At 61.7% G+C, this 16,828-nt stretch carries 11 protein-coding genes; 9 read left to right on the forward strand and 2 right to left on the reverse strand.

Annotation, left to right across the window (positions count from 1 at the left end; translation table 11 throughout):
- The first annotated feature begins 4 nt into the window (after positions 1-4).
- The 4 genes from AC07SI_RS26995 to guaA all read left to right on the forward strand — a co-directional run bounded on the left by AC07SI_RS26995 (position 5) and on the right by guaA (position 4,821).
- Entirely contained in the window at positions 5-772 is a 768-nt protein-coding gene (locus AC07SI_RS26995) for a sulfite exporter TauE/SafE family protein (protein WP_106802691.1), read from the forward strand.
- Positions 773-922: 150 nt separating this feature from the next.
- On the forward strand, positions 923-1,471 hold the full coding sequence (locus AC07SI_RS27000; protein ID WP_025859262.1) for a hypothetical protein: 549 nt from the start codon (positions 923-925) through the stop codon (positions 1,469-1,471).
- Between the two features lie 220 nt (positions 1,472-1,691).
- Positions 1,692-3,161, forward strand: coding sequence for an IMP dehydrogenase (gene guaB / locus AC07SI_RS27005; protein ID WP_010207937.1), 1,470 nt, complete (start codon positions 1,692-1,694; stop codon positions 3,159-3,161).
- Between the two features lie 82 nt (positions 3,162-3,243).
- Positions 3,244-4,821 carry a glutamine-hydrolyzing GMP synthase gene (gene guaA / locus AC07SI_RS27010; RefSeq protein ID WP_065908647.1) on the forward strand — a complete coding sequence of 526 codons (1,578 nt, stop codon included), beginning with the start codon at positions 3,244-3,246 and terminating at the stop codon, positions 4,819-4,821.
- A 71-nt stretch (positions 4,822-4,892) separates the two neighbouring features.
- Here the strand turns inward: guaA and AC07SI_RS27015 are convergent, their stop codons facing one another.
- Positions 4,893-7,949, reverse strand: coding sequence for a membrane-targeted effector domain-containing toxin (locus tag AC07SI_RS27015; RefSeq protein ID WP_495006879.1), 3,057 nt, complete (start codon positions 7,947-7,949; stop codon positions 4,893-4,895).
- Positions 7,950-8,014: 65 nt separating this feature from the next.
- Complete coding sequence (treR, locus tag AC07SI_RS27020) at positions 8,015-8,719, reverse strand: trehalose operon repressor (protein ID WP_065908651.1); 705 nt, start codon at positions 8,717-8,719, stop codon at positions 8,015-8,017.
- A gap of 254 nt (positions 8,720-8,973) precedes the next feature.
- Between treR and treP the strand changes: the two genes are divergently transcribed.
- The 5 genes from treP (at position 8,974) to AC07SI_RS27045 (ending at position 16,467) form a co-directional block, all read left to right on the forward strand.
- The gene (gene treP, locus AC07SI_RS27025) at positions 8,974-10,416 is read left to right on the forward strand and encodes a PTS system trehalose-specific EIIBC component (RefSeq protein ID WP_065908653.1); all 1,443 of its coding nucleotides are present in this window, start codon (positions 8,974-8,976) and stop codon (positions 10,414-10,416) included.
- Positions 10,417-10,465: 49 nt separating this feature from the next.
- A complete protein-coding gene (gene treC / locus AC07SI_RS27030; protein ID WP_495006880.1) occupies positions 10,466-12,112 on the forward strand; it encodes an alpha,alpha-phosphotrehalase in 1,647 nt (548 codons plus the stop codon).
- A gap of 156 nt (positions 12,113-12,268) precedes the next feature.
- Positions 12,269-13,489 (forward strand): maltoporin, encoded by a 1,221-nt coding sequence (locus AC07SI_RS27035; protein ID WP_495006881.1) that lies wholly within the window; start codon positions 12,269-12,271, stop codon positions 13,487-13,489.
- A 165-nt stretch (positions 13,490-13,654) separates the two neighbouring features.
- Complete coding sequence (gene ptsP / locus AC07SI_RS27040) at positions 13,655-16,186, forward strand: phosphoenolpyruvate--protein phosphotransferase (RefSeq protein ID WP_495006882.1); 2,532 nt, start codon at positions 13,655-13,657, stop codon at positions 16,184-16,186.
- Positions 16,187-16,188: 2 nt separating this feature from the next.
- Positions 16,189-16,467, forward strand: a complete 279-nt coding sequence (locus AC07SI_RS27045) for a PTS sugar transporter subunit IIB (RefSeq protein ID WP_495006883.1) — start codon at positions 16,189-16,191, stop codon at positions 16,465-16,467.
- The last annotated feature ends 361 nt before the right edge of the window (positions 16,468-16,828 follow it).

Consider the following 16,828-nt stretch of genomic DNA (forward strand, 5'->3'; position numbering starts at 1 on the left):
CATCATGGGCCCGGTTGAACTGATGAGTCAGTGGTCGTTTGGCGGTGTGGATTGGCTGGTGATCGGCCTGGGCATTGTCGTGGCCTACATCGTGTTTGGCATCGCCGGCTTCGGCACGGCGCTGGTGGCGGGGCCGATCCTGATCGTGTTCATGCCGCTGTCGAAGATCATCCCGTTGCTGGTGCTGCTGGATTTTGTCGCGGCGTTTGGCAACCTGCTGCAGTCGCGCCGGGACGTGAACAAGCCGGAGTTGCTGCGATTGCTGCCCTGCATGGCGATTGGCTGCACCCTGGGCGTGGTGTTCTTGCTCAACCTGCATTCGGATCTGTTGCTGCTGTTGATGGGGCTGTTTATCAGCGCCTACGCGATTTACAGCCTGGCGGTAAAGGCGCGGCCGACCCAACTGGCGGCGGGCTGGTCGATCCCGATGGGTACGGTCGGCGGGCTGTTTGGTGCGTTGTTCGGCAGTGGTGGCTTCTTATATGCCATCTACCTCAACAGTCGCTTGCCCAAGGACGCGGCCCGCGCCACGCAAAGCGCGCTGATCAGTTGCAGCACGGTGGTGCGCTTGACTCTGTTCCTGATTGCCGGGGTCTATGCGGATCTGCCGTTGCTGATGTTGGCGCTGTGCCTGTTGCCGGCGATGGCCCTGGGATTGTGGTGTGGGCGCAGGCTGACGATGCGCATGTCTCGCGAGGCGTTCGTGCGCTTGGTGACATGGCTGGTGCTGGCGAGTGGGATTGCGTTGATCGGGCGGTATTTGAGTACTTGACCTGTGTGGGGCAGGGATTAAGCTGCCAGCCTTCAGGGCCTCTTCGCGAGCAAGCCCGCTCCCACATTTGAATCTATTCACAAATCAAAATGTGGGAGCGGGCTTGCTCGCGAAGGCGCCAGACGGCACACCGCAGGACTCCCAGGCCTCATGAACTCGCAAAGCATCCTTGTCCCGAAAATCTCCACCTTGCCCGTCCACGAACCCCGCGCCCGGGCGATCGTGCGTTGGCTGGTGCGCAAGAACATCATCAAGGAAGAGCTGACCACCTGCGGGCGCACCGGCAATCGCATGGGCTACGCCCTGGCCGATGGCGCGCGTGCCGTGGTGCTGCACCCCGAGGCATTGCCGTTCAACGAGCCGATCAACGGCCTGGAGATCATCTACAAGCGCTGCATCTACACGCCGGCCAAGGGTTTCCTCGAAGAAGCCGGCTGCCCGGAGTGCCTCAAGGAAGTCGGCGAGGCGCTGTTCGAAAGCCTCGAAGACTGGATGCCCGGCCACACCGACAACTTCACCTGCCCGCTGTGTGGGCATGAGGACGACATCAACGGGTTTCTTTTCCTGCAGGAATGCGGGTTTTCCAACCTGGGATTCATCTTCAACAACTGGGCCGAGGCGGGGTTCAAGCAGAGCTTTATCGACGAATTTGCCGATTGGCTCGATCAGAAGATGAGTTGGGTCAAGGTCGAGCTCTAAACCACCGCTGCGCAACGTAGTAGGAGCCCGGCTTGCCGGCGATGGCGCCCGATGGTCGAGCGCAAGGCTCAAGGACTTCATCGCCGGCAAGCCGGCTCCTGCAGTGGCTGTTTTTCTCCATCTATCAGTATTACCAAGTTTGTCAGAGTTTTACATTGAGCCTGACAGGGTGCATGTATATAATGGCGCGCTTCCATTTTCCCGCTCGGGAGCCCCCGCGATGCTGCGTATCAGCCAAGAAGCTCTGACATTCGACGACATTCTCCTAGTGCCCGGTTATTCCGAGGTGCTTCCTAACGAAGTCAGTCTCAAGACCCGCCTAACCCGTGGCATCGAGCTGAATATTCCCCTGGTTTCCGCTGCCATGGACACCGTCACCGAAGCCCGTCTGGCCATCGCCATGGCTCAGGAAGGCGGCATCGGCATCATCCACAAGAACATGACTATCGAGCAGCAAGCTGCCGAAGTGCGCAAGGTCAAGCGTTACGAAGCCGGTGTGGTGAAAGATCCCATCACTATCGAAGCCGACGCCACCGTGCGTGACCTGTTCGACCTGACCCGCCTGCACAACATCTCCGGCGTTCCGGTGCTGCACGATGGCGACCTGGTCGGCATCGTCACTTCCCGTGACGTGCGTTTCGAGAACCGTCTTGAAGTTACCGTCCGCGAAGTGATGACGCCCAAAGAGCGTCTGGTCACGGTCAAGGAAGGCGCCGACAAGAACGATGTGCGCGAACTGCTGCACAAGCACCGCATCGAGCGCGTGCTGATCGTCGACGACAAATTCGCGCTCAAGGGCATGATGACCGTCAACGACATCGAAAAAGCCAAGGCCTACCCGCTGGCCAGCAAGGATGACCAAGGTCGTCTGCGCGTGGGTGCTGCAGTCGGTACCGGTAAAGACACCGGCGACCGTGTTTCGGCCCTGGTGGCTGCCGGTGTTGACGTGGTGGTGGTCGACACGGCTCACGGTCACTCCAAAGGTGTGATCGACCGCGTTCGCTGGGTCAAGCAGAATTTCCCTGAAGTACAGGTGATCGGCGGCAACATCGCCACCGGCGCTGCTGCCAAGGCCCTGGCCGAAGCCGGCGCCGACGCCGTCAAGGTCGGTATCGGCCCTGGCTCGATCTGCACCACGCGTATCGTCGCCGGTGTGGGCGTGCCGCAAATCAGCGCCATCGCCAACGTCGCCGCGGCCCTTGAAGGCACCGGCGTACCGTTGATCGCCGACGGCGGCATCCGTTTCTCCGGTGACCTGTCCAAGGCCATCGTTGCCGGTGCTTCCTGCGTGATGATGGGCTCGATGTTCGCCGGTACCGAAGAAGCGCCAGGCGAGATCGAACTGTTCCAGGGCCGTTCGTACAAGGCTTACCGCGGCATGGGTTCGCTGGGCGCCATGTCCCAGGCGCAAGGTTCCTCCGACCGCTACTTCCAGGACTCTTCGGCAGGCGCCGAGAAGCTCGTACCGGAAGGCATCGAAGGCCGTGTTCCGTACAAAGGCACCCTGAGCGCGATCATCCATCAACTGATGGGCGGCCTGCGTTCCTCGATGGGCTACACCGGCAGCGCCGACATCGAAGAAATGCGCACCAAGCCTGAGTTCGTGCGGATCACCGGTGCTGGCATGGCCGAGTCCCACGTCCACGACGTACAGATCACCAAGGAAGCGCCAAACTACCGCGTAGGTTGAGGCTTCCAGCAAATAGTTAAGTAACCGGGGCTGTCTTATTCAGCCCCGAGTTGTTTCTGATTCATTAGACGAGACTGATCTCATGGCCCTCGACATTCACGCCCACCGCATCCTGATCCTCGACTTCGGTTCCCAGTACACCCAGCTGATCGCCCGCCGCGTGCGCGAAATCGGCGTGTACTGCGAACTGCATCCGTTCGACATGGATGACGAAGCGATTCGCGAATTCGCTCCAAAAGGCGTCATTCTCGCCGGCGGCCCCGAGTCCGTGCACGAAGCCAACAGCCCGCGTTGCCCACAGGCAGTGTTCGACCTGGGCGTGCCGGTCTTCGGTATCTGCTACGGCATGCAGACCATGGCCGAGCAACTGGGCGGCAAGGTCGAAGGTTCCGAGCTGCGTGAGTTCGGTTACGCGCGTGTCGACGTGGTCGGCAAGAGCCGCCTGCTGGACGGCATCGAAGACCACATCGACGCCGACGGCCTGTTCGGCCTCGACGTATGGATGAGCCACGGTGACAAGGTCACCAAGATGCCGGAAGACTTCCACATCCTGGCCAGCACCCCGAGCTGCCCGATCGCCGGCATGTTCAGCGACGAGCGTCGTTACTACGGCGTGCAGTTCCACCCGGAAGTGACCCACACCAAGCAAGGCGGGCGCATCCTGTCGCGCTTCATCCTCGACATCTGCGAGTGTGAAGCCCTGTGGACTCCGTCGAAAATCGCTGAAGACGCCATTGCCCAGGTGCGCGCCCAGGTCGGCACCGACAACGTGTTGCTCGGCCTGTCCGGCGGCGTTGACTCCTCCGTGGTTGCTGCGCTGCTGCACAAAGCCATCGGCGACCAACTGACGTGCGTGTTCGTCGACAACGGCCTGCTGCGCTTGCACGAAGGTGAGCAAGTGATGGCCATGTTCGCCGAGAACATGGGCGTCAAGGTGATCCGCGCTAACGCTGAGGACCAGTTCCTCGACAACCTGGCCGGCGAGTCCGACCCTGAGAAGAAGCGCAAGATCATCGGTCGCACCTTCATCGACGTCTTCGATGCCCAGTCCAACAAGCTGGACAACATCAAGTTCCTCGCCCAGGGCACCATCTACCCTGACGTGATCGAGTCGGCCGGCGCCAAGAGCGGCAAGGCCCACGTGATCAAGTCCCACCACAACGTGGGTGGCCTGCCTGAGGAAATGAACCTCAAGCTGGTAGAACCGCTGCGCGAGCTGTTCAAGGACGAAGTCCGCCGTCTCGGCCTGGAACTCGGCCTGCCGTACGACATGGTCTACCGCCACCCATTCCCGGGCCCGGGCCTGGGCGTGCGGATCCTCGGTGAAGTGAAGAAGGAATACGCCGACCTGCTGCGTCGCGCCGACCACATCTTCATCGAAGAACTGCGCAAGGCTGACTGGTACCACAAGGTCAGCCAGGCCTTCGTGGTGTTCCAGCCGGTCAAATCGGTTGGCGTTGTCGGCGATGGCCGTCGCTACGCATGGGTCGTGGCCCTGCGTGCGGTGGAAACCATCGACTTCATGACCGCCCGTTGGGCACACCTGCCGTACGAACTGCTGGAAACCGTCAGCGGCCGTATCATCAATGAGATCGAAGGTATTTCGCGCGTGACTTACGACGTGTCGAGCAAGCCGCCGGCGACCATTGAGTGGGAATAAGCAAGGCGGGCCTGAATGGCCTGCGTTGAGTGAGTAAAAAACCTGGCCTCGGCCAGGTTTTTTATTGCCTATCAGGCAGAAACCCGACTTTGCAGGCTCATGCCCATATTGGTAAGGGCGCTGGAGAGTTTTTCCAGGGTGGGGAAGTGCACCTCATGCACGCCTACCCAGGCGGGACGTTCGATGTAGAAGCTGCCGTCGACCAGCCGATTGATGGGCGTGGAGACGATCCCCCTGTCGCGGCTGTGGTGCAGCAAGGTGTAGTTGCCCTGGTTTTCGTCGATCACGTACATGCCCTTGCGAAACAGCAGTCGCTGGTTTTGCTCCAGCGTCCGGTGCACCCGCGGGGCTTCCACTTGTACGCGCAGGTCGGCATGCAAGGTGTCGAAGCTGTCGCCGACGCTTTCATGGCTGGGGGCGCTGTCGCGATCAATGGCGATGCCGGGGTCGATACGCACGTCGTGACCCTGCCCCGGCAGCACCTCTTCTATACGCAGCCCGATCCCCCCTTCCAGCTCGCTGATACCGGCGAAGCCGTTGAAGGTGTTGATGTTTTTCGTGTCGGTGAGGACCAGCCATTTACCGCCGCCGTTCAGGGCTCTGTCGGTTTGCATGACGGTGTGGGCGAGGTAGTTGCTCATCGCTTGTTCTGAAAGGTCGGCGATAGGGTTGGGGTATTTGTAGTGCGCTGCGCAGTCGAAGGCCTGCACGCGTATGCCGTTGGCCCTGGCTGCCTTGACCAGTTCCCGTTCATTGAATTGCCCGGCCGGGTCGGTGCCCAGTCGGCTCAGGTAGTTGTCGAGGTCTTCGGACATTTCCCCTGTGTGCCAATACTGGTTCAAGTCATCCTGGACGAAGTCGTTGAGCAGGCGGCGCATGTACAGGGTTTTCACGCCTTTGCGTGCAAAAAACGCTAGCTTTTCGATCACCAGGCGGGTGCTGGTAATACGGTCGAGGGTTTCACCGATGGCGTAGCCCGGTATGGCGTCAGGCAGGCGTTCAAGCACTTCATCGAGGGTGGCGGCGGGTTCGAAAGTCGCCATAGCCGGACGAGGTGGTAATGGGGTCCAGGACAGCTCGTTGTAGAAGTCTTTCGCCGATTGCAGCAGTTTGTTGTGTGTTGTGCTGAAGTAGTGGGTGAAGCGATCAATGTGGCTGAAGCGGCTGTGAATATGGGGTTCAGGCAGGCCCAGTGCCCAGCGTTTGACCTCGGCACGGGTGGAGGGTGGGGTGTCGAATGGCGTGGTCACCCTGCGCAGTGGGTTGGCGGGCGCAATCGTCGGCTCCGGGGGCGCTGTGATCGGCGTGGGGGCCGGCACCCGAGCGGCTTTGCTGGAATTGCCGCCGCCGCCTTTCAAGCCGTTGACGGGCACCCGCTCCCATTTATCAAGTGGATTGAGCCGTACTGGCAGCGAGCCGGAAAAACCGTGGGGGTTGTCCGGGTCGACGACGGCCCAATAACCGCGACCGTTGGGATCAGCCTGGTAGCGCACGTAATAGGCCTCATCGTTCAGCAGGATCGCGTGCTGTGCCATGTCGTCGGAGGACCTGAGGGTGTAGACCTGGTGAAACTTTCCCGGGGCAGTGTTGAGGGTTTCGCCTTCCAGTATGAGGTTGGTCTGGTAGGTGGCGGGCACTGCGGGTTCATAGGCGGCAGGGACGACGGCAGGCTTTGCGGGTTCGGTCGCTGCAATCGGTTCAACTGCCCGAGTGTCGGCCACTTCGATGATATCCGGCATGACCCCGTCGGCTTTCAGCAGGCTCAGGTTGAATAAGGTGTCGATGGCGCTGAGTATCGCACCCAGTTCTCCGGCGCGGCGTTCAGCCGGAGTTTTGCCGTTGATTGCCTGGTCGAGATTCAAGCCAAGATTAGCCATGCTGGCGCCCACGACCACCAGCGCCACTGGCCAGCCCGCCACGGCCATCGGGCCGAAGGTTTTGCCGAAGGCATTCAGGTAACCGATCCACAGTTTTTTGCGCAGGTCGCCATTACTGCGCAGGGAGAAATCGGCATCGTTGCGCATGCGCGCTTGGCTGGAGTGTGCCAGCCACGTGAATGCATCACCCGTAATCGTCTGGTCGATCTGATTGATCAGGTGGTGATCCCAGGTGCCCCAGTCGATAAACAGTTGGTCGAGTTGGTGGTACAGGCCCTTGTCCACCCAGTCTGGCGGCAGGGTGCCCGCCAGGGCCTGGCCGGTGCGATAGATCAGCACCGGCGTGAGCAGCATTTGCTTCCAGGTGACGGCGTCGGTGTCGTCCTGCTGGACCTGGGCCGACAGGGGGAAGTGGGCCATGAAGCGTGCGCGTTTATCCGGGTGATTGGTCTGGTTCAGCAGCCAGAAATGCAGGTCGGCCGGTGTCTCGAAACAGTGGAAGGTCTGCGTCTCGCCGGGGATATAAAGAATTTGCCGGCCGTCGGCATCGATGATGCGCAGCAGGTCCGTGGCGATATGCCCGCCGATATCCAGCGCCGCCACGCGCAGCCCGTGTGCCGAAGGTGCTTCGGTTTGCAGGTTGGGCAGCGTCGGCGGCCAGCACAGGTTGCCAGCGCACGCGCTGATGACGGTCTGCAACTGTGACGCGCTGAGCTGTCCGGCCTGCCGGGCTTGCAGGGCTTCGGCCAGGCAGTTGACCTTGGCCAGGGTGCGGAAGTGCTCGAAGTGTGTGCGCCAGAAGGTCTCCATGCGCGTGGTGTAGCGGTCGCAGAAGTTGATTGCCCAGAAGTCATTGAGCACTGCGCGAGCCGACAGTCGCACTTCGTTGTGGTGGTCGAACAGCCGCGCTTCGGCACCCTCGCGATAAAAACCGCCGTCGCCATCGAGCAAGTCGGCGTTGTCCTGGTCGTGCACATTGAAACGGTGAATGACCAACTGCGTGAGGGTCATCGACTCTTGCGGTTTCTCGTTATGGCCCCAGCCGGTGAAGGTGGCCGGGTCGCTGTAGCCGCCCTTGAAGCGGTGCCAGTACAGGTGATCGGGATCCAGGGTTGCCAGGTCATGCCTGGCGAGAATTTCACACGCGGCCTCGCGGGCCATCGTCTGCATGTTCGGGCAGGCATCCAGTACCACGGGGGCCAGGGCCCGGAGTTGGTGCTGGGCGGCGGGGGAGGTGTCGGCAAGTGGCATGGTGCTCTCCTTGAAGGGGGAGAGCGGAGCATGCCCAGCCCTTCAGAAGGGCGGCAGGTAGATAATTAACGCCGCGCAATATCCGAAAAATAAAACTTATCCAACGTATGCCGCGACTCGGTGTATTCGAACTGCCGCCCATCCTGCAAAAACGTCTGGTTGCTCACCACGATCACATGGCTCTGGCCTTCGAGGTCCAGGTGCGTCTGATCGTCCTTGCCACGCGGCAGGGCTTCGATGGTGCGTTGGGCGTAGCTGATTTGCAGTTGCAGGGTCTGCTCGATGAAGGCGTAGATCGACTGCTCGGCAATCGAGCGGTCGAGGCCTGGGATCAGGTCGGCGACGAAGTGGTTGATGTCGAGGATCACCCGTTTGCCGCCGATGCGCCGCACGCGTTTGATACGCGTAATCAGCGTGCCCGGCTCGGCCTCGATGTGTTGCAACAGTGGGCCGTCGAGGGGCAGTTGGGTGAATTCGACGACCTCGGTGCGGACGTCGTCGCCCAGGTCGGCGTGGGTTTCGTGGAAGCTGACGATGCCGCCCAGTTGGAATTCAATCGGGTTGGGCGACAGCACAAACGTGCCCTTGCCGTGGATTTTTTGCGCGAACCCGCGCTCCTGCAACTGCTCGATAGCCCGACGCACGGTGCCACGGCTGGCCTGGTAGGCGTCCATCAATTCGGTTTCGGAGGGAAGGCGCGTGCCGCGTTGCAAACGTTCAGTGGTGATGCTGGCAAGCAGATCCGTATAGATCTGGTTGTATTTGCTCATGGGGATGGCTCTGTGCCCGACTTGATGAAAGTGAACGGTGCGTTCACGGCAGGAACCTTAGTGGCAGAGGTGGGGTTTGTCCATCAGACCCTTGGATATCTGCGGCCTCCAGCGATATGACAGCCTACAAGATATAAACATTTTGTAACTCGTACAGACGAGTTGTTGCTTTAACTCGTACAGACGAGTACTTTTGCCCTCGGCGTGCTGCCAATGACTGCCCCCAAATAAAAAAATCAAAGTGGAAACCAAGCATGAGCCACGACTATTCGACGATTGCCCGCGAGATTCTCGAGAACCTCGGTGGCAGCGATAACCTTGAACAAGCTGCCCACTGCGTGACCCGCCTGCGCCTGGCGCTCAAGGACCCGAGCCTGGTCAACAGCAGCGCGCTGAACCAGGTCGACCTGGTCAAGGGCTCGTTCTTTACCGGCGGCCTGTTCCAGGTCGTGATCGGCCCCGGTGAAGTGGAAAAGGTCTACGCCGCCCTGCGCGAACAGACCGGCCTCGCCGCTGCCACCATCGCCGACGTGAAGAAGAAGGGCGCCGACAAGACCAACGCCATGCAGCGTCTGGTGCGGGTCTTTTCCGATGTGTTCATGCCGATCCTGCCCGCGCTGATCATCGCCGGCCTGCTGATGGGGGTGAACAACCTGATGGGCGCCAAGGGCATGTTCATCGACGGCAAGACGCTGCTCGAGGCCTACCCGAACCTGGATGGGCTGTGGAGCCTGATCAACCTGATGGCCAACACCTCGTTCGTGTTCCTGCCGGCGCTGGTCGGCTGGTCGGCGGCCAAGCGTTTTGGTGGCAGCGAAATCCTCGGCATCGTGCTTGGCCTGATGCTGGTGCACCCGGACCTGCTCAACGCCTGGAACTACGGCAAGGCGGTCGCCGGGCTCGACGGCCAGAGCCTGCCGTACTTCGATATTTTCGGCTGGTTCAAGATCGAAAAAGTCGGCTACCAGGGGCAGATCCTGCCGATCCTGATGGCGGCCTACGTGATGAGCGTGATCGAGAAGTGGCTGCGCGCTCGCGTGCCCAACGCGATTCAACTGCTGGTCGTGCCGATCACCACCATCGTCGTCACCGGTGTGCTGGCGCTGGCGATCATCGGCCCGGTCACGCGTCACCTCGGGATCCTGATCACCGAAGGCGTGGTCACCCTGTTTGACCTCGCGCCGATGGTCGGCGGGGCGATTTTCGGCCTGTTGTATGCGCCGCTGGTGATCACCGGCATGCACCACATGTTCCTCGCCGTGGACCTGCAGCTGATCTCCACCCAGGGCGGCACGTTTATCTGGCCAATGATTGTGATGTCCAACCTGGCCCAGGGCAGCGCAGCACTCGCGGTGTTCTACACCACCCGCAATGCGCGGGATAAAAGCATGGCCTCGACCTCGGCGATTTCCGCGTACTTCGGCATCACTGAGCCGGCGATGTTCGGCGTGAACCTGCGCTTCAAATTTCCATTCTATGCCGCGCTGCTCGGCTCGGCGCTGGGCAGTATTTTCCTCTCGCTGAACAAGGTGCAGGCCTCGGCCATCGGTGTCGGCGGCTTGCCCGGATTCATCTCGATCATTCCGCAGTACATCCCAAGCTTTGTGATCGGGATGGTGGTGGCGATGGTCGTGCCGTTTGTTCTGACCTGTGCATTGAGCATGAAGATCGTTCGGCCTGGTTATCGCGTCGCCTGACCGACCGCTATCGCCGGCAAGGCCCGCACACATTTCAAAGGAGTCCACCATGCAAGACTGGCAACACTCGGTGATCTACCAGATCTACCCCAAAAGCTTCCACAGCCACGCGGGTAACGCCACCGGTGACCTGCTCGGCATCGTGGACAAGCTCGATTACCTCAAATGGCTGGGCGTGGATTACCTGTGGGTCACCCCGTTCCTGCGCTCGCCGCAACGTGACAACGGCTACGACATCAGCGACTACTACGCCATCGACCCCAGCTACGGGACCATGGCCGATTGCGAATTGCTGATCAGCGAAGCGGCCAAGCGCGGCATCAAGCTGATGCTCGACATTGTGGTCAACCACACCTCCATCGAGCATGCGTGGTTCCAGCAGGCGCGCAGCAGCCTCGACAACCCGTACCGCGATTTCTACATCTGGCGCGACCAGCCGAACAACTGGGAATCCAAGTTCGGTGGCTCGGCCTGGGAATACGAGGCGCAAACCGGCCAGTATTTCCTGCACCTGTTCGATCACACCCAGGCCGACCTCAACTGGGACAACCCCCAGGTGCGCGCCGAGGTGTTCAAGTTGATGCGCTTCTGGCGCGACAAGGGCGTGGGCGGCTTCCGCCTGGACGTGATCAACCTGATCTCCAAGCCAGCGGACTTTCCCGAAGACCACAGCGACGGCCGCCGTTTCTACACCGACGGCCCGAACGTGCATGAATACCTGCAGGAAATGCACCGCGAAGTCTTCGAAGGCCATGACCTGATCAACGTCGGCGAGATGTCATCCACCAGCCTGGAACACTGCATCCGCTACTCGAATCCGGCGTCGAAAGAATTGTCGATGACCTTCAACTTTCATCACCTGAAAGTCGATTACCCGAACCTGCAGAAGTGGGTGAGGGCGGACTTCGACTTCCTGCAACTCAAGCAGATTCTGTCCGACTGGCAGCTCGGCATGCAGGCCGGTGGCGGCTGGAACGCGCTGTTCTGGTGTAACCACGACCAGCCGCGGGTGGTCTCGCGTTTCGGTGACGACGGTGAGCACCGCGTGGTCTCGGCGAAGATGCTCGGCACCGCGTTGCACTTCCTGCAGGGCACGCCGTTTGTGTACCAGGGCGAAGAGCTGGGCATGACCAATCCGGGGTTCGACCGGATCGAGCAGTACCGCGATGTCGAGACCCTGAACATCTTCCGTCTCAAGCGCGATGCCGGTGAGTCCGAGGCGTCGAGCATGGCGGCGATCATGCAGAAGTCCCGTGACAACAGCCGCACGCCGATGCAGTGGGACACCCAGGCGAATGCCGGTTTCAGTCGCGGCGAACCGTGGATCGGGATCCCGGCCAATGCCGCGCAGATCAATGCGCAGAGCCAACTGGATGACCCGGATTCGGTGCTGCATCACTACCGCGCGCTGATCGACTTGCGTCGCCACGAACCGCTGATCCAGACCGGCGTTTACCGCCAACTGCTGCAGGACCATCTGCAGGTCTGGGCGTACCTGCGCGAGGGGCAGGGCGAGCGCTTGCTGGTGCTGAACAACTTCTATGGCACGCCGTGCGAAATCCAGCTGCCGGATGGCGTGATCAACCCCGCCAGCGAACAGCGCCTGCTGATCAGCAACTACCCCGATTGCCCGCAGCGCACCGACACGGTCGCACTGCGCCCCTATGAATCGTTCGTCCTGCACCTGAAAGACTGAAACACCACCATTCCCCGTAGGCGCCGGCTTGCCGGCGATAGCGCCCTCCAGACCGCTATCGCTCGGCGGACCGCTATCGCCAGCAAGCTGGCGCCTGCAAGGGATCGTGTCGGGTAAAAAAAAGTAAGAAAACAATAAAAATAAAAGGAGCGCTGCATGAAAACAACAATAAAACTGGGCCTCGTCGCATCCTGCCTGACCCTTCCACTGGGCGCTCAGGCGCTGGAATTTGCCGGTTACTTGCGTAGCGGCGCGGGGACTTCCACGGGCAGTGGCAAACAGCAATGTTTCCAGTTGCCGGGGGCGCAAACCAAGTACCGCCTGGGCAACGAATGTGAGCAATATGCGGAGCTGGAATTGCGCCAGGACCTGCTGACCCTCGACGACGGCTCTGTACTCAGCGTCGACGCCATGGCCTCGCTGTACAACAAGTACGACCGCGCGCTTAAATTCCAGGGCGAGGACAACGGCTCGGCGCGCATGCCGCAGATGTATGCGCAATGGTCGAACCTGCCCGCGCTCAACGGCGGTTCGATGTGGGCCGGTCGGCGTTACTACAAGCGTAATGACATCCATATCTCCGATTTCTACTACTGGAACCAGAGCGCCACGGGCGGTGGCATCGAGGACGTGCTGATCGGCGACCTGAAGTACAGCTACGCCATTTCGCGCAAGGACAACCTGTACCAGAAGGAATACGCCACCCGTCACGACTTCAACGTCGCGGGTTTCAAGACCAACCCCGGCGGCGAGCTGGAGCTGGGCTTGAGCTACATCGAAAAGGCCGGTGGGCGCGACACCAACAGCGGCTGGGCAATCACCGCGCAACACGTGCAGAAGCCTTTCCTCGGCGGCAAGAACAAGTTCGCCCTGCAGTACGGCGAAGGCCCCGGCACCGGCCTGGGCTACACCGGTAATACCTTCCTGGATAACAGCAGCAAAAGTTATCGCGCCGTCGAGTTTTTCGACTGGCAAGTGACCCCGCGTTTTGGCGGGCAGATCGAGGCGGTGTACCAGAAGGACATTCGCCCAGGCAGCCAGGACCAGACCTGGATGTCGGTCGGCGTGCGCCCGGCGTATGCCATCAGCGAGCAGTTCAAGCTGGTCACCGAACTCGGCCATGATCAGGTCGAGGCCAGCGGCGGCACGCGCAAGCTGAGCAAATTTACCTTCGCCCCGACCTGGTCGCCCAACGGCCCGGATTTCTGGGCGCGGCCGGAAGTGCGGTTGTATTACACCTATGCGAGCTGGAACGAAGCGGCCAAGCGTGCGGCGAATGAACTGGCGGCGGGCTCGGCGTTGTCCGATACCGGCGCCTATGGCACGGCGCGGCATGGGTCGAATGTGGGTGTGCAAGTCGAATACTGGTGGAAATAGCTCGGATTCAAGTGAGCGAGCTTTATGTGGGAACTGGCTTGCCTGCGATAGCAACACCTCGGTCTTACTGAGAAACCGAGTCGCCGGCATCGCAGGCAAGCCAGCTCCCACATTGGACCGTCGTTCGCCCTATGATTTTTACAGAACAAAATAGCAGGTGAAGTCATGACCACAACGCAACCCTTGGAACTGCTGGCGCCCCTGTCCGGGGTGCTGCTGGCCCTGGACCGGGTACCCGACCCGGTATTCTCCAGCCGTCTGATCGGCGACGGCCTGTGCATCGACCCGACCTCGCAGACGCTCTGCGCACCGTTGGCGGGCGTGATCAGCAATATCCAGGACAGTGGTCATGCCGTCAGCATCACCGACGACAATGGCGTCCAGGTGCTCATGCATATCGGCCTGGACACCGTGAACCTGGCGGGCCAGGGCTTCACGCGGCGGGTCGTGGAAGGCCAGCGGGTGGAGGCCGGGCAAGTGCTGATCGAGTTCGATGCCGACTATGTGGCACTCAATGCCCGCAGTCTGCTGACCTTGATGCTGGTGGTCAGCGGCGAGCCGTTTACGCTGCTGGCGGCGGACAACGGCGTGGTGGCGGTGGGGCAGCCGCTGTTGCAGGTGTCCCCAGGCGAGGCGGCTGAAGGTGCGGAGGAAGAAGAGGGCGACGCGCTGTTCTCCAAGCCGCTGACCTTGCCCAATGCCAACGGCTTGCATGCGCGCCCGGCAGCCGTGTTTGCCCAGGCGGCGAAAGGTTTTAGCGCGAGCATTTACCTGCACAAGCAGACCCAGAGTGCCAACGCCAAGTCGCTGGTCGCGATCATGGCGCTGCAGACTGTGCAGGGCGATACCTTACAGGTCAGTGCGGCGGGGGCGGACGCCGAGGCGGCGATCACGGCCTTGGTCGAGTTGTTGGCCCAAGGCTGTGGCGAGTGCGTGACGGCGCCGGCTGAGGAGGCCGAGGTGGTTGCGCCAGTGTCGTCGGCGAGTGTCTTGCGCGGCGTGTGTGCGTCACCGGGTTCGGCGTTCGGCCAGGTGGTTCAAGTGGCTGAGCCCGAACTGAGCATCACTGAGCAGGGCAGTACGCTAGCTGCCGAGCGCGCGGCGTTGGCGCGTGGCCTGCAGGCGGCAACCGACGCCTTGCAAACCCTGCAAGCCAAGGCTGCCGGCAGCGCCCAGGCGCAGATCTTCGCTGCCCATCAGGAACTGCTCGAAGACCCGACCTTGCTGGAGCAAGCCCACCGCCTGCTGGACGAGGGCAAGAGCGCTGCGTTCGCCTGGAACAGCGCCACGGTGGCCACCGCCAAATTGTTCCAGGGCCTGGGCAATGCGTTGCTCGCCGAACGTGCGGCAGACCTGGCGGATGTGGGCCAGCGTGTGCTGAAACTGATCCTCGGGATCCAGGACAGTGCCTGGGACTTGCCTGAGCGCGCGATCCTGATCGCCGAGCAACTGACGCCGTCGCAAACCGCCAGTCTCGACACCCACAAGGTGCTGGGGTTTGTCACCGTTGGTGGCGGTGCGACGAGCCACGTGGCAATCCTCGCCCGCGCCCTTGGCTTGCCGGCGATCTGTGGAGTGCCCGCGCAGGTACTGGCGCTGGCAAATGGCAAGCAGGTCCTGCTGGATGCCGACAAAGGCGAGTTGCACCTGGACCCCAACCTGGCCGAGATCGAACAGCTGGAAACGGCGCGCAAGCAGCACGTCCTGCGACGCCAGCGTGAAGTGGCGCAGGCCTCGTTGCCCGCGATCACCCGCGACGGCCATCATGTTGAAGTCACTGCCAACGTCGCCTCGCTGCAGGAAGTGGAGCAGTCCCTGACCCTGGGGGGCGAAGGCGTCGGCCTGCTGCGTTCGGAATTCCTCTACCTGGATCGCAATCGCGCGCCCAGCCCGGATGAGCAGGCGGCGACCTACAGCGCCATCGCCCGCGCCTTGGGCCCGCAGCGCAACCTGGTGGTGCGCACCCTGGATGTCGGCGGCGACAAACCGCTGGCGTACGTGCCGATGGACAGTGAGACCAACCCGTTCCTCGGCCTGCGCGGGATTCGCCTGTGCCTGGAGCGCCCGGAGCTGTTGCGCGAGCAGTTTCGCGCGATCCTCGCGAGTGCCGGGCTGACACGCCTGCATATCATGTTGCCGATGGTCAGCCTGCTGTCGGAGCTGCAGGCGGCACGCCGCATTCTTGAAGAAGAAGCGCTGGCGCTGGGGCTCAGCGAGTTGCCGAAGCTGGGCATCATGATCGAAGTACCGTCGGCGGCGCTGATGGCGGACGTGTTTGCGCCGCACGTGGATTTTTTCTCGATCGGCACCAATGACCTGACCCAGTACACCCTGGCCATGGACCGCGATCACCCACGCCTGGCCAGCCAGGCCGACAGCTTTCACCCGGCGGTGCTGCGCCTGATCGCGACCACCGTCACGGCGGCGCATGCCCATGGCAAGTGGGTCGGGGTGTGTGGCGCGCTGGCGTCCGAAGCACTGGCGGTGCCAGTGTTGATCGGGCTTGGCGTGGATGAGTTGTCGGTCAGCGTGCCGCTGATCCCGACCATCAAGGCCGGCGTGCGTGAGCTGGACCTGGACGGCTGCCAGACCCTCGCCCGCCACGTGCTGGGCCTGGAGGAAGCCAGCCAGGTGCGCGAGGCTGTGCGCCGGTATCGCGCGGCCACTGTTGAAACCTCACCTGTCGTGGAGCACTGAGCATGTTCGAGAAATTGCAGCGGGCGTTCTGGAAAGCCCTGACCCCGGATCTGATCGCCGAAACCGTGGTGGCGCCAGTACCAAGTGGGTTGTCGGCCGAGGTGCTGAGTGCACTGGGCGGCGCGGATAACCTCAAGTCGCAGCAGCGTGTGGCACTGACGCGGGTGCGCGTGCAGCTGCAGGACGCGGGACGGTTGGATGAGTCGGCGTTGAAGGCGGCGGGTGTGCCGGCAGTGATGGTATTGACCGGCGGCGTCGTGCATCTGCTCACTGGCCTCTGAAGCCAGGCGCAGATCAAAAATGTGGGAGCTGGCTTGCCTACGATAGCGGTGGGTCAGCCACTACCTTCAGTGACTGGCACACCGCTTTCGCGAGCAAGCCCGCTCCCACAGTTTTGATCGTTGTTCGGGCTTGTGATTCGGGGCGCCGCACCGGCATTTGAGCGGTCTGATCAACCCGGTTCCAACCTTGGAATACATTGCAAAATGTGGGAGCTGGCTTGCCTGCGATAGCGGTGAGTCAGCCACTACCTTCAGTGACTGGCACACCGCTTTCGCGGGCAAGGCCGCTCCCACAGTTTTGATCGTTGTTCGGGCTTGTGATTCGGGGCGCCGCACCGGCATTTGAGCGGTCTGATCAACC

The sequence above is a fragment of the Pseudomonas sp. GW821-FHT05D12 genome, assembly GCF_059419825.1.

Coding starts and splice junctions, on each gene's coding strand:
- AC07SI_RS27015 (WP_495006879.1), bottom strand. CDS start 7,949: ATGCCACTTGCCGACACCTCCCCCGCCGCCCAGCACCAACTCCGGGCC.
- guaA (WP_065908647.1), top strand. CDS start 3,244: ATGGCCCTCGACATTCACGCCCACCGCATCCTGATCCTCGACTTCGGT.
- treP (WP_065908653.1), top strand. CDS start 8,974: ATGAGCCACGACTATTCGACGATTGCCCGCGAGATTCTCGAGAACCTC.
- AC07SI_RS27035 (WP_495006881.1), top strand. CDS start 12,269: ATGAAAACAACAATAAAACTGGGCCTCGTCGCATCCTGCCTGACCCTT.
- AC07SI_RS27045 (WP_495006883.1), top strand. CDS start 16,189: ATGTTCGAGAAATTGCAGCGGGCGTTCTGGAAAGCCCTGACCCCGGAT.
- AC07SI_RS26995 (WP_106802691.1), top strand. CDS start 5: ATGGGCCCGGTTGAACTGATGAGTCAGTGGTCGTTTGGCGGTGTGGAT.
- treR (WP_065908651.1), bottom strand. CDS start 8,719: ATGAGCAAATACAACCAGATCTATACGGATCTGCTTGCCAGCATCACC.
- ptsP (WP_495006882.1), top strand. CDS start 13,655: ATGACCACAACGCAACCCTTGGAACTGCTGGCGCCCCTGTCCGGGGTG.
- treC (WP_495006880.1), top strand. CDS start 10,466: ATGCAAGACTGGCAACACTCGGTGATCTACCAGATCTACCCCAAAAGC.
- guaB (WP_010207937.1), top strand. CDS start 1,692: ATGCTGCGTATCAGCCAAGAAGCTCTGACATTCGACGACATTCTCCTA.
- AC07SI_RS27000 (WP_025859262.1), top strand. CDS start 923: ATGAACTCGCAAAGCATCCTTGTCCCGAAAATCTCCACCTTGCCCGTC.